The organism is Variovorax sp. EBFNA2, assembly GCF_033802765.1.
Taxonomy (GTDB): domain Bacteria; phylum Pseudomonadota; class Gammaproteobacteria; order Burkholderiales; family Burkholderiaceae_C; genus Variovorax; species Variovorax paradoxus_H.
Map to the genome: position 1 here is coordinate 6,434,245 of NZ_CP138496.1, position 12,708 is coordinate 6,446,952.

The 12,708-nt window shown below is 68.7% G+C and carries 10 protein-coding genes; 6 read left to right on the top strand and 4 right to left on the bottom strand.

The window, feature by feature from the left end; all coding sequences use genetic code 11:
• Position 1 precedes the first annotated feature (1 nt).
• Together RZE79_RS30300 and RZE79_RS30305 are read right to left on the bottom strand one after the other, a co-directional pair.
• On the bottom strand, positions 2–1,405 hold the full coding sequence (locus tag RZE79_RS30300) for a peptidylprolyl isomerase (protein WP_319358211.1): 1,404 nt from the start codon (positions 1,403–1,405) through the stop codon (positions 2–4).
• Between the two features lie 19 nt (positions 1,406–1,424).
• Positions 1,425–4,016 carry an LPS-assembly protein LptD gene (locus RZE79_RS30305; RefSeq protein ID WP_319358213.1) on the bottom strand — a complete coding sequence of 864 codons (2,592 nt, stop codon included), beginning with the start codon at positions 4,014–4,016 and terminating at the stop codon, positions 1,425–1,427.
• 132 nt (positions 4,017–4,148) lie between these two features.
• Between RZE79_RS30305 and RZE79_RS30310 the strand changes: the two genes are divergently transcribed.
• From RZE79_RS30310 to RZE79_RS30330, 5 genes are all read left to right on the top strand, one after another.
• Positions 4,149–5,246, top strand: a complete 1,098-nt coding sequence (locus RZE79_RS30310; protein WP_319358215.1) for a phosphotransferase — start codon at positions 4,149–4,151, stop codon at positions 5,244–5,246.
• 79 nt (positions 5,247–5,325) lie between these two features.
• The gene (locus RZE79_RS30315; protein WP_319358217.1) at positions 5,326–6,057 is read left to right on the top strand and encodes a 16S rRNA (uracil(1498)-N(3))-methyltransferase; all 732 of its coding nucleotides are present in this window, start codon (positions 5,326–5,328) and stop codon (positions 6,055–6,057) included.
• A 103-nt stretch (positions 6,058–6,160) separates the two neighbouring features.
• Positions 6,161–7,516 (top strand): M20/M25/M40 family metallo-hydrolase, encoded by a 1,356-nt coding sequence (locus RZE79_RS30320; protein ID WP_319358219.1) that lies wholly within the window; start codon positions 6,161–6,163, stop codon positions 7,514–7,516.
• Positions 7,517–7,616: 100 nt separating this feature from the next.
• Complete coding sequence (locus RZE79_RS30325) at positions 7,617–8,084, top strand: YidB family protein (RefSeq protein WP_153281408.1); 468 nt, start codon at positions 7,617–7,619, stop codon at positions 8,082–8,084.
• A 106-nt stretch (positions 8,085–8,190) separates the two neighbouring features.
• Entirely contained in the window at positions 8,191–9,369 is a 1,179-nt protein-coding gene (locus RZE79_RS30330) for an MFS transporter (protein ID WP_319358223.1), read from the top strand.
• A 6-nt stretch (positions 9,370–9,375) separates the two neighbouring features.
• Here RZE79_RS30330 and RZE79_RS30335 read toward each other — a convergent pair whose 3' ends face one another.
• Complete coding sequence (locus RZE79_RS30335) at positions 9,376–10,251, bottom strand: alpha/beta hydrolase (protein WP_319358225.1); 876 nt, start codon at positions 10,249–10,251, stop codon at positions 9,376–9,378.
• 73 nt (positions 10,252–10,324) lie between these two features.
• A complete protein-coding gene (locus tag RZE79_RS30340; protein ID WP_319358227.1) occupies positions 10,325–11,833 on the bottom strand; it encodes a M20 family metallopeptidase in 1,509 nt (502 codons plus the stop codon).
• Between the two features lie 91 nt (positions 11,834–11,924).
• Between RZE79_RS30340 and RZE79_RS30345 the strand changes: the two genes are divergently transcribed.
• Positions 11,925–12,704, top strand: coding sequence for a DUF72 domain-containing protein (locus RZE79_RS30345; protein ID WP_319358229.1), 780 nt, complete (start codon positions 11,925–11,927; stop codon positions 12,702–12,704).
• The last annotated feature ends 4 nt before the right edge of the window (positions 12,705–12,708 follow it).

Sequence of the window (12,708 nt, forward strand, 5' to 3'; positions counted from 1 at the left end):
ATCAGGACTGCGGCGTCTCGCGGTACTCGACGTAGGCGCGCGCGCGCACTTCCTGCACCCAGGTGGTGAAGGCTTCTTCGACGCGCTGTTCGCGCAGGGCGGCACGTGCGGCTTCGCGCTGCTCCGACTGGCTCAGCTTGGCTTCGCGGCGGCCGACCACCTGGATCAGGTGGACACCGAAGCGCGACACCACGGGGTCGCTGATCTGGCCCGGCGTGAGGCGGTCCATGGCTTCCTCGAACTCGGGCACGAACTGGCCGGGGCGTGCCCAGCCGAGGTCGCCGCCTTCCTTGGCGCTCGCGTCCTGCGAGTTGTCGCGCGCCAGGCCGGCGAAGTCGGCGGTGCCCGACTGCACGCGGCGCTTGAATTCCTGCAGCTGCGCCACCGCCTGCGCGGTCGTGCGCTTGGGATCGTTCAGCAGCAGGATGTGGCGCACCTGGGTCTGGGTGATGGAGGCATCCGACGAGCCCACCTGCGCCTTGGTCAGCACCTTGAGCACATGGAAGCCGGCGCCCGAGCGCACGGGCCCGGCGATGCCGTTCACCGCGGTCGATTGCGTGGCTTCGACGAACACCGGCGGGTAGCGGTCGGCGCTGCGCAAGCCGAGCGCGCCGCCGTTGGCACGGTCGGGCGAGTCGGAGTTCTCGCGCACGAGCTTGGCGAAGTCCTCGCCGCCGCGCGCGCGCTGCGCGAGGTCGGTGGCCTTCTTCTGTGCGGTCGCGACCTGCGCCTCGGTGGCGTTCTCGGGCACGGCCACCAGCAGCTGCGCGATGTTGAGGTTGAGCAGGGCGCTGTTCTTGACGGCGTTTTCGCGCTGGTCGCGCAGGTACTCGTCGGCCTCGGTGTCGCTGATCTTGACCTTCGATTCGACCTCGCGGTCGCGCAGGCGCGTAAGCAGCAACTGGTCGCGCAGGTCGTTGCGGAATTCGCGCGGCGAGATGCCCTCGGCCACGACGCGGCTGCGCAGCTCGGTGAGGCTGATCTCGTTCTGGCGGGCCACGGTCTGCTCGGCCTGGTCGATCGCCACGTCATCGACCTTGATGCCGTTTTCCTTCGCGAGCTGCAGCTGTGCGCGCTCGGTGATCAGGCGCTCCAGCACGAGGCGCGTGAGTTCGGCGCGCGGCACGCGCTCGGCGTCCGGGTTCTCGCGGATCAGGCGCGTAACGCGCGACTGCACCTCGGTGTTGGTGATGGGCTCGGAGTTGACCAGCGCCACGATGTACTCGGCCGCGCGCTGCACCGGCGCCGCCGAGGGGGCGGCAGGGCGGGCCGCCGGCGGCACGATCCGGGGACCGGCACGCATGATGTCCGTGATGCCGCTGCCGGAACGAAAGCCCTGTGCGCCGGCCGTTGCGGCGATGGCCGCAAGGCAACCCAGGGTGAGGAGGGAACGGATGTGTTTCATGGCGTGAACGGTCGTCGTTTCAGTCGTAATTGGTGAAGCGGCTCGGGGCTTCGGTCGGTTGACGCAGCGGCTGGTAGCGCTGCACGTTCTGCCGCAAGGCCTGCATCGGGCTCGATCCGATGGCGGAGAAACCGACGAATTCGAGCTGGAACATGATGCGGGTGTTGGCCGTCACCTGGCCGGTGGTGATGCGCTGCAGCACCACGCGACCGATCCAGCAGCAGCCGTCGTACTCGACCCCGAGCACGCCGTCCGTGAGCTTCTTGTCCTGCAGGCTGTAGTTGAGGCGGCCCACGGCGTACCAGCGTCCACCGCCTTCGCCCTTGCCCGGACCGAGGTCCTTGCCCTTGTCGCCCCACAGGTCGTTGATCGGCCATTGCCAGCCCACGTCGATCGACTTGTTGCCGTCGGTGGCGATGGGCGTGCTCGGCGCCTGGTAGCGGAACGCGGCGCTGAGGTTGCGGTACGGGCCCGGGTTGTAGCGCGCGCTGATCGCGCTGCGCGTGGAGCGGCGCGAATCGGGGTTGTACTGGAGCAGCGTGTCCAGGCTCCACTTGGGCGTCCAGTTGATCTGGGCGCCCAGCAGCAGGTCGCTGGTGCGGTCGGTGACCGGCGCAACGCCGGGCAGCGTGACCTTCTGGTCGGCGAAGCGGAAGCGCTGCGCGATGCCGAACCGCACGGCCTCGACGCCGGTGCCCGGATCGATGAGGCGGGACGTGACGCCCAGCGTGAGCGCGTTGGTGTCCGAGATGCGGTCGGCGCCCGAGAACGCGTTCTCGGTGTAGATGGTCGCAAAGCTGAAGTCGTTGGCGGCCGAGTCGTAGTTCGGCAGCATGCTCTGGTCGCGGTACGGCGTGTACACGTAGTACGCGCGCGGCTCCAGCGTCTGGCGGAAGGCGCGGCCGAAGTAGTTGGCGTCGCGCTCGAAGATCAGGCCGCTGTCCAGGCTGAAGGTCGGCACGACCCGGTTCGACGAAGTCTGGAAGAAGTACAGCTGGCTCGGGTTGTACGGCATCCCGTTCACGTAGTCGATGCCGTTGACCGAGGCCTTCGGAATGGACGACTGCGGCAGGTAGTAGTTGTACGAGGTCGCGTGCAGCTGCAGCTTGGGAATGACGAACGAACTCGGCGTGAGGAACGGCCGGCTGATCGCCGCCTGCGCGAACACGCGGTCGCCGTCGGGCTGCGACTGCTGGTTGGCGTCGAAGCCGGGCTGGCCCGCCAGGATGCTGTTGACGCGAAAACGCGAGTAGTCGGTATTCAGCGACACGTCGAAGCCGTGCCAGTCGTACTTGGCGTAGTTCGCCGTGATCTGCGGCACGCGGTCATACGAGGGCACGACCGGCGACAGGTTGTATTGCAGCGTCTGGTAGCGCAGGGCGCGCACCGCGCCGCTCCAGTCGCCCTTGGTCCAGTTCAGCGAGGCATCGTTCGGCAGCTGGCGCTGAGCGAGCGTCGGCGTGCGCGTGAAGTCGCGCCAGTAGTCGTTGTCGCTGACGCGGTTGATGTTGAGGCTGGCCGACAGCGAGTCGAGCCCCAGCGCCTTGGCGTCGAAGTCATGGTGGTGGTTGAGCCACAGGCCCCAGCGCTTGGTGCTGTCGGGCGCCTTGCCGAGGTTCAGGTCCTTGAGCGCGATCTCGCCGTTGTTGAACCTCTGCAGCTGCTCGGCGCGCGCCTCGTTGTAGCGCTGGCCCACGAGGCGGTCGCTGCCCATGAGGTCCAGGCGGATGCTGCCGCTGTAGTCCTTCTCGAGGTAGCGGAATTCGTTGGCCAGGTTGAGCCCGCGCTTGCTCATCAGCGTGGGCGTGATGGTGGCGTCGCGGTTGGGCGCGATGTTCCAGTAGTAGGGCTGCGCGACCTCGAAGCCGTTGGTGTTGTCCAGCCCGATGGTGGGCGGCAGCAGGCCGCTCTTGCGCTCGTTCGACAGCGGGAAGGTCACGCGCGGGATCGGCGGCGTCGTGATGCCCATGAAGCTCATGCGCGCGTCGATGGCCACGCCTTCGTTTTCCTCGGTGTCGGTGGTCAGCGTGGCGGCGGTCAGCAGCCAGGCCGGCATCCAGCCGGGGAAGTCTTCGCGGCGGCAGGTGGTGTAGCTGGCGCGCCGCGCGATCGAGACGTTGGAGTCGACGAAGTCGATGCGCTCGGCCTCGCCGTGACCACCGGTCGAGAGGAAGCGGTAGCGCACGTTGTTGAAGAAGCCCTCGAAGGTCTCGAGCTTGAGTTCGAGCTCGGGGCCTTCGTACACGTTGCCGGCCTGGTTGACCCGCACATTGCCGGTGGCCTTGGCGCGGTCGTCGGGCTGGTAGTACTCGAGGCGGTCGGCCGTGATGGCCAGCGGGCCACGGCGCAGCGTGGCGTTTCCCTCGACCACGGTCTCCAGGTCGGGGCGGCCGGAAATGCGGTCGCCGGTGACGAGGCTGGGCAGCTGGCTGCGTTGCGCGGGCGTGAGCGTCTCGGTGAGCAGCGGCGTGCGCTTGAGCGTGAGGGGCCCGTCAAGCACACCGGCCTGCTGGGCGAAGGCGCCCTGCGCGTGCAGCAGCGCCAGCGACAGCACGGCCAGTGGCAGCGGCGGGCTCGAACGTCGCAGGGCAGCGCGTGGGGTCGTAGGCATCGATTCGGAACGAAAAATCGTCGGGACGGCGCGGCAAGCCGGCGGGTTGCGGGGACCGGCAGCCACCCTGCCCGGCCGGGTCGGCCTTGGGAAGGGGTGCCGCGCCAGGCGGATTTGTAGAATTGATTATCCATGACAGCACCTTCGACCCCGGCGTCCACGACCCCACACCCCGCCCAGGCCATTCTCTGGACAGATCCGCAGCGGGCCGAAGCGTTCCGGGGCTGGCTGGCTGGCATCGCCGGCGCCCGGCAACTGCGACCGGACACCGTCCGGCTGGCTTCGGCCGATGCCAGCTTCCGCCGCTACTTCCGCCTGGACACCACCGACGGCCGCACGCGCATCGTGATGGACGCGCCGCCCGACAAGGAAAACAGCGCCCCTTTCGTGCAGGTGGCACAGCTGATGACCGAGGCCGGCGTGACCGCGCCGCAGGTGCTCGAATGGGACCGCGACCACGGCTTTTTGCTGCTCGACGACCTGGGCCGCCAGACCATGCTCGACGTGATCGACCCAGCGCGGCCCGACGCCAACCGGCCGCTCTACGACCAGGCCATCGACGCGCTGATCCGCTGGCAGCTGGCTTCCAAACCCGGCGTGCTGCCGCCCTACGACCGGGCGCTGCTCGAACGTGAACTGGCGCTCTTTCCCGAGTGGTACATCGGCAAGCACCGCGGCGTGGCCGTCGAAGGCCGGCTGAAAGAACGCCTGGACCGCGCCTTCGCGCTGATCGTCGAGAACAACCTCGCGTCGCCGAGCGTGTACGTGCACCGCGACTTCATGCCGCGCAACCTCATGGTGGGCGGCGATGCCGGCCAGCCGCTGGGCGTGCTCGACTTCCAGGACGCCGTCTACGGCCCGATTAGCTACGACATCGCCAGCCTGATGCGCGATGCGTTCCTCAGCTGGGACGAGGAGTTCGTGCTCGACATCACCATCCGCTACTGGAACGCCGCACGCAAGGCGGGCCTGCCGGTCGATGAAGATTTCGGCGCCTTCTACCGCGCGGTCGAATGGATGGGCCTGCAGCGCCACCTCAAGGTCGCCGGCATCTTCGCGCGCCTCACGCTGCGCGACGGCAAGCCGCGCTACCTGGCCGACACGCCGCGCTTCATCGCTTACATCCGCGCCACCGCCAGCCGCTACATGGAACTCACGCCGCTCGTGCGGGTGATCGACGAAGTCGAGGGCACGACAGCCGTCACCGGCTTCGCCTACGGCCGAGTCTGAAGAGAAACTGAAAAAAGCCGAAAAAGAAAATCGCTGTAGCGCCCGCACCACGGGCGCCGTCGGCTCCTGATTCCATAGCATGCCCCGTTTTCACTGCTCCGTGCCGCTGACCGCCGGCGCCAGCCTGGCGCTGCCGCCGGGCGCCGCGCGCCATGTGCAGGTGCTGCGCATGCAGCCCGGCGACACCCTCACCCTGTTCGACGGCACGGGCGGCGAGTACGCCGCGACGGTCGAGCGCATGGGCCGCAGCGAGGTCGCCGTGGCGGTCGGCGTTCACACGCCGGTGGAGCGCGAAGCGGCCCACGCCGTGCACCTCGCGGTCGGCATGCCGGCCAACGAGCGCATGGACTGGCTGGTCGAAAAAGCCACCGAACTCGGCGTGACCAGCATCCAGCCGCTGGCCACCGCGCACGGCGTGCTGCGCCTGTCGGGCGAGCGCGCCGAGAAGAAACGGGCGCACTGGGAAGCCATCGCCGTCGCGGCCTGCGAGCAGTGCGGTCGCAACCGCGTGCCGGTGATCCATCCGGTGCAGTCCTTCGGGGGCTGGCTCGGCGGTGCGGCCGCCTCGGACGCTGCGGCGACACGCCTCGTGCTCAGCCTGGCCGACGGCACACGCGCCGTTTCCGTCGTGGCTGCAGAGACACCGACCACGCAGCCGGTTCTCGTGCTCAGCGGCCCCGAAGGCGGCCTCAGCGCCTCCGAGGAACAGGACGCCATCGCGCGCGGCTTCGCACCGACCACGCTCGGCGCGCGGGTGCTGCGCGCAGAAACCGCGGCACTCGCGGCGCTGGTGTCGCTCATCGGCGCCTGAGCCGTTCCGGGGGGTTTTCCGCGAGGCGCGAACCGGGTGCCTGCGGAACAATGGCCGCTTCCTTTTTATTGTTCAATCCGCCTCCCGGAAAGGCCGCTCCCTCATGCCTCGTTCATCCCGCGCGTTTCGTCTCGCCCCCCTCGTTCTGGCCGCGCTGTGCGCCATGCCCGCCGTCCACGCCCAGAACCAGGCCGTCGCGCCCACGCCGGCGCAGGTCAGCCCCGCGGTCGACCAGGCCTACACCCAGCTCATGGCCTCGCCTGCGATCCGCAAGCTGCTGGAATCGGTCAAGGCCGACCACGAACGCACGGTCGAAGAACTGAAGGCCCTGACCGAGATCGAGGCGCCGCCCTTCAAGGAACAGAAGCGCGCCGAAGCCTTCCTGGCGCGCATGAAGGCGCTCGGCCTGACCGACGCGAAGATCGACGCCGAAGGCAACGTGATCGGCCTGCGCAAGGGCACCGGCAACGGTCCCAAGCTGCTGGTCTCGGCGCACCTCGATACGGTCTTTCCGGCCGGCACCGACGTCAAGGTGAAGGAGCGCGACGGCAAGCTCTACGCGCCCGGCATCGGCGACGACACGCGCGGCCTGTCGGTGCTGCTGTCGTGGCTCAAGGTGCTCAACGACAACAAGATCCAGACCGTCGGCGACCTGATGTTCGTCGCCAACGTCGGCGAGGAAGAGCTGGGCAACCTGCGCGGCATGAAGGCCATCTTCCGCGACCACCTCGACATCGACGGCATGGTCGGCCTGGAGCCCTCGCCCGACGGCCACGTGCTCGTGCTCGGCACCGCGAGCCACCGCTACGAAGTCACCTTCAAGGGCCCGGGCGGCCACAGCTTCGGCGCCTTCGGCCATGTCCCCAGCGCGATCCACGGCATGGGCCGCGCCATCGCCAAGATCGCCGAGGTACGCACGCCCAGCTTCCCCAAGACCACCTTCACCGTCGGCACCGTGGGCGGCGGCACCTCGGTGAACACCATCGCGCCCGATGCCCGCATGGCCATCGACATCCGCTCGGACGACATGGCCTCGCTGCTCGAGGCCGAAAAGAAGATCCTCGCCACGCTCGACGAGGCCGTGGCGGAAGAGAACAAGCGCTGGAACGTGAGCAGCCTGAGCGTGAGCACCAAGCTCATCGGCGACCGCCCGGGCGGTCGCACGGCGCCCGACTCGGTGATCGTCGAGGCCGCGACGCGCGCCAACAGTGCTTTTGGCCACAAGACGCTGCTGCGCGGCGGCAGCACGGATGCGAACGTTCCTATTTCGCTGGGCATCCCGGCCATCATCATCGGCGGCGGCGGCAAGTCGGGCGGATTCCACTCGCTGGCCGAGTCGATCGACGTGACAGATGCATGGAAAGGCGCGCAGAATTCGCTCGTCACCGTGCTCGGCCTGGTGGGCGTGCAAGGGGTCAATCCCGCATTGCTTCCCAAACGGCCTGCGCGGACCAAGTAATTTGTCACGATGCAAGCTTGAAAGTGGTCACGCCACCTTCGGCTTGCGGTCCGGGGCGTCGGAAAATGCCGCCGGTTCTGTCACACACCAAGGAAACGCCATGGGATTGCTCGATTCGGTACTCGGTCAGGTGCTGGGAGGCGCTGCACAACAACAGCAGCAACCGCAGGGCGGAGGCCTCGGGGGATTGGGAGATCTCGGAGGCCTCGCCGGCGCCCTGGGCGGCCTGCTTGCCAACAACGGCGGGCAGGGCGGCCTCGGCGGCATGGTCTCGAAATTCGAGCAGGCGGGCATGGGCGACGTGATCGGCTCGTGGATCGGCAACGGCGAAAACCGGCCGGTCTCGGGTGATCAGTTGCAGAACGCGCTGGGCGGCGACACGATCGCCGCCATCGCGTCCAAGCTCGGCATCAACGCACAAATGCTGCTGCCGATGCTGGCCACCATGCTGCCGGCCCTCATCAACCAGCTCACGCCGCAGGGCAAGGTGCCCGAGCAAGGCCTCGGCAACCAGGACGACCTGCTGGGCTCGCTCAGCGGTCTGCTGCAAGGCAACAAGCCGGCCTGAACTGCCACCCGGCGAATTTCCATTCTCAGAATTCCGGCGCCCGCGAGGGCGCTTTTTTTTGGCCGGCGCCTTGCCTTCGTCGCCCAATCGCGTAGAACCGCGCCCCATGAATCGCAATCTGTGGCTCCTGGCCATCTGCCAGGGCCTGCTCCTGACCAACAACGTCACCTTCATCGCCATCAACGGCCTCGTGGGCCTGGGCATCGCGCCGCAGGGCTGGATGGCCACGCTGCCCGTGATGGGCTACGTGGTGGGCGGCGCGCTGAGCACGGGGCTGGTGGCGCGCACGCAGCAGCACTTCGGCCGCCGCGGCTCGTTCCAGATCGGACTGGCGGTGGCGGTCGGCTCGGCGCTGCTGTGCGCTTACGCGGCGTCTTCGAAGAATTTCTGGCTGCTGTGCTTCGCCACGGTGGTCGCGGGCTACTACAACGCCAACGCCGGGCTCTACCGTTTCGCGGCGGCCGAACTGGCACTGCCGGCCTGGCGCGAGAAGGCCGTGTCGATGGTGATGGCCGGCGGCCTGATCGGTGCGGTGGCCGGCCCGAACCTCGCCACCTTCACGCGAGACGCCCTTTCCGTGCCGTTTGCCGGCGCCTACATCGCGCTGGCGGCGGTGGCGCTGCTGTCGATGGCCGTGATGCGCTTCATCGAATTCCCGCCATCGCCGACGCGCAAGGAAGCGGCCGGCGGCAGGTCGCTGGGCGAGATCATGCGGCAGCCCGTGTTCATCGTGGCCGCCGCCGCGGGTGCGCTGAGCTACGGCGTGATGAACCTGCTGATGGCCGCCACGCCCATCGCGATGCAGATCTGCAGCCTGCCGTTTTCCGACGCGGCGCTGGTGCTCGAATGGCACGTGATCGGCATGTTCGCGCCGGGCTTCTTCACCGGCCACCTGATTCGCCGCTTCGGCGTGCTGCCGGTGATGGGGGTGGGGCTGGCGCTCAACCTCGGCTGCATTGTGGTGGCGCTGTCGGGCGTGGAGCTGCACCACTTCCTCGTGGCGCTGTTCCTGCTGGGCGTGGGCTGGAATTTCCTGTTCACCGGCAGCACGACGCTCTCGCTCACGGCGTACACGGCCGAGGAGCGCGACCGCGCGCAGGGCGCGCTCAACTTCTGCGTGTTCGCGACGCTCGCGCTGACCTCGTTCGCCTCGGGCGTGCTGGTGACGACGCAGGGCTGGCAGCTGCTGAACTACGGTTCGCTGGTGCCGGTGGCGCTGACCGGCGCGGCGCTGGTCTGGCTCGCGCAGACCCAGCGCAAACAAGCACTGGCGGCCAAGGCCTGAGCGACCTCAGGCGGCGAGCGTCGACACGGTCGCGACCTGAAACCGCCGGTCGAGCCAGCGCTGCAGCGTGTCGAAGACGGGCTCTGCATCCAGCTCGTTGAAGAGCTCGTGGTACAGCGTGTCGAAGCACCTCGCCTCGACCTTGCCGCTGGGCGCCGCAGCCGCCGCGAAGGCGCGGCTCGCAGCCGGCCGCACGAGCCGGTCGTCCCCCGCGTAGACCAGCAGCGTGGGCACCGGCCAATGCGCCGCGTGCTGCTGCACCGTGGCGCCTTCGTGCGCGAGAAAGCGCGCCAGCCGGCTGCCGATGCGGTCGTGCGTGAGCGGATCGTCGCGGTAGGCCTGCACCACCTCCGGGTCGTGCGAGAGGTAGTTGTCGTCGAGCCCGTTGCCCACGCGCAGGTTGGGCGCGATGCGCGGCAGCACGGCCAGCAGCATCTTCTGGACGCCATTCAGCCCCGGATCGAGCCCCGGCGACGACAGCACCAGCGCATCGACCGGCCGCACGCCGCGCGCCACCAGGCTCGCGGCGACCAGGCCGCCCAGGCTGTGGCCGAGCAGCACCAGCGGCACCCCGGGGTTCTCGCGGCGCGCATCGTCGATCACCAGGGCGAGGTCGTCGACCAGCCGCAGCTCGCTCGGCAGGCCGCCGCGCGCACCGGTGGACTCGCCGTGCCCGTGATGGTCGTGCGCCCAGACCGCGAACCCCCACGCGTGCAATTGCTTGGCCAGGCCGTGATAGCGCCCCGCGTGCTCGCCCAGCCCATGCACCACGACCACCACGGCGCGGGGTGCGCCGGCCGCGGGCAGCCGCCGCAGCGCCAGCGTCTCGCCGTCCGGCGTGGACAGCGACACGCGATGCGGTAGGGGCAGCGCGTCGATCATGGGCGCACCCCTGGCGCTGCGCGCCTTCCCGCCCAGCGGGAGCGAGCTTGCTTGGGGCGGCCCGGCGCGGCGCTCAAGCCGCCACCGGCTCCGCAGCCGCAGTGCGGTGCGCGACCGGCAGGGCGGCGATGACCTCGGCCACGGCGGCCGTCAGCTTCTTGGCGTAGGGCACGTGCAGGAACTCGTTGGGGCCGTGCGCGTTGCTCTTCGGGCCGAGCACGCCGCAGACCATCATCTGCGCCGTCGGGAAGCCGGCGCTCAGCATGTTCATCAGCGGGATCGTGCCGCCCTGGCCGATGTAGCCGCACGAGGCGCCGAAGTGCGCGCGCGAGGCCTTGTTGAGCGCGTCCTCGAACCACGGCGTGATGGTCGGTGCGTTCCAGCCGGTGGCGCCGCTGCCTTCGAAGGTGACGCGGGCCTGGTAGGGCGCGTTGTCTTCGAGCAGGGCCTTGAGCTTTTGCACCGTCTCGGCCGCGTCGACCAGCGGCGGCAGGCGCAGCGAGAGCTTGAAGGCGGTGTAGGGGCGCAGCACGTTGCCCGCGTCCTTCAGGGCCGGGAAACCTTCGGCGCCAGTGACCGACAACGTGGGCTTCCAGGTGCGGTTGAGCAGGGCCTCGAGCGGGTCGGTGGTGGTCGGCAGCGCGAACATGGTCGAGCCGCCGCAGTCGTAGTGCGCCCACGGGAAGCGCTTGTAGACCTCGTCGCCGAGGATGGCGGCGGTGGCCTTGGCCTGCGCCAGGCGGTCGGCCGGCACTTCGCAGTGGAAGCTGGCGGGCAGCAGGCGGCCGGTGGCGCTGTCTTCGAGGCGGTCGAGCACCTGCCGCATGATGCGGAAGCTCGAGGGCACGAGGCCCGAGGCATCGCCCGAGTGGATGCCTTCGGTCAGCACCTCGACCTTGAGCGTGCCGCTGGCCATGCCGCGCAGCGAGGTCGTGAGCCACAGCTGGTCGTAGTTGCCGGCGCCCGAATCGAGGCAGATCACCAGCTCGACCTGGCCCAGGCGCGGACGCAACGCGTCGACATACGGCAGCAGGTCGTAGGAGCCGCTTTCCTCGCAGGTCTCGATGAGGCCGACGATGCGCGGGTGCGCCACGCCCTGCGCCTTGAGCGCCTGCAGCGCGGCCACGCTGGCATACACCGCGTAGCCGTCGTCGGCGCCGCCGCGGCCGTAGAGCAGGCCGTTCTCGTACTTGGGCGTCCACGGGCCGAGGTCGTTGCGCCAGCCGGTGAATTCGGGTTGCTTGTCGAGGTGGCCGTACATGAGCACGGTCTCGGTCATGTTCGTGCCGCTGGCCGGCACTTCGAAGAACAGCACCGGCGTGCGGCCCTCGAGGCGCACGATTTCGAGCTTCAGGCCTTCGACCTTCTGCGCCTCGACCCAGGCCGCGGCGTTGCGCAGCACGGTCTCCAGGTAGCCGTTGGCCGACCAGTCCTTGTCGAAGCCGGGCGACTTGGCGGGAATGGCGATGTAGTCGGTGAGTTGCTTGACGATGTCGCCGTCCCATTGGGCGGTGACGTCAGAGAGGGCGCGCGTCGCGTCGAGCGTGCCGGCGGGCATTTCACGGTGCAGGGGGGCGTTCATCGGGGGGTTCTCCGCGGGGACGAAAAAACGCATTTTGCGCTCGCGGCGAGCGCGCGTAGAGTGCGGGCGATCTCAAAACCCGGAGCGCAATGTGAGCAAGGCACCATCGACGCGGATCAAGGTGGGGATAGGCGGCTGGACCTACGAGCCCTGGCGCGACAACTTCTATCCCAAGGGGCTCGCGCAAGCGAAGGAGTTGAACTACGCGAGCCGACAGGTGAGCGCCATCGAGATCAACGGCACCTACTACAGCACCTTCAAGCCCGAGACCTTCCGCAAATGGCACGACGACACGCCCGACGGCTTCGTGTTCTCGATGAAGGCCTCGCGCTTCACGACCAACCGCAAGGTGCTGGCGGGCGCGGGGGAGTCGGTCCAGCGTTTCATCGACAGCGGCGTGAGCGAGCTGGGCGACAAGCTCGGGCCGATCGTTTGGCAGTTCATGCCGACCAAGCAGTTCGATGCGGAAGACTTCGAGGCGTTTCTGGAGTTGCTGCCCAAGAAGGAGGGCAGCCGCGTGCTGCGCCACGTGATGGACGTGCGGCACGAGAGCTTCATCGTGCCCGCCTACAAGGCGCTCGCGAAGAAGCACAAGGTGTCGACCGTGTTCACCGACGCCGACAAGTTTCCGTCGTTCGAGGAGCCCGAAGGCGACGTCGCCTATGCGCGGCTCATGATGGCCGACGCCAAGCTCAAGACGGGCTACGGGCCGAGGGCGCTCGACACCTGGGCCGAGCGCGCGCAGGGCTGGGCCGCTGCACCGAAGGCGCGCGACGTGTTCGTGTACTTCATCAATGGCGCCAAAGAAAAGGCACCGGCCGCGGCCGGTGCCTTGCTGGAGCGCCTGGGATGGGAGCCGCCGGCCGCCTGAGCGA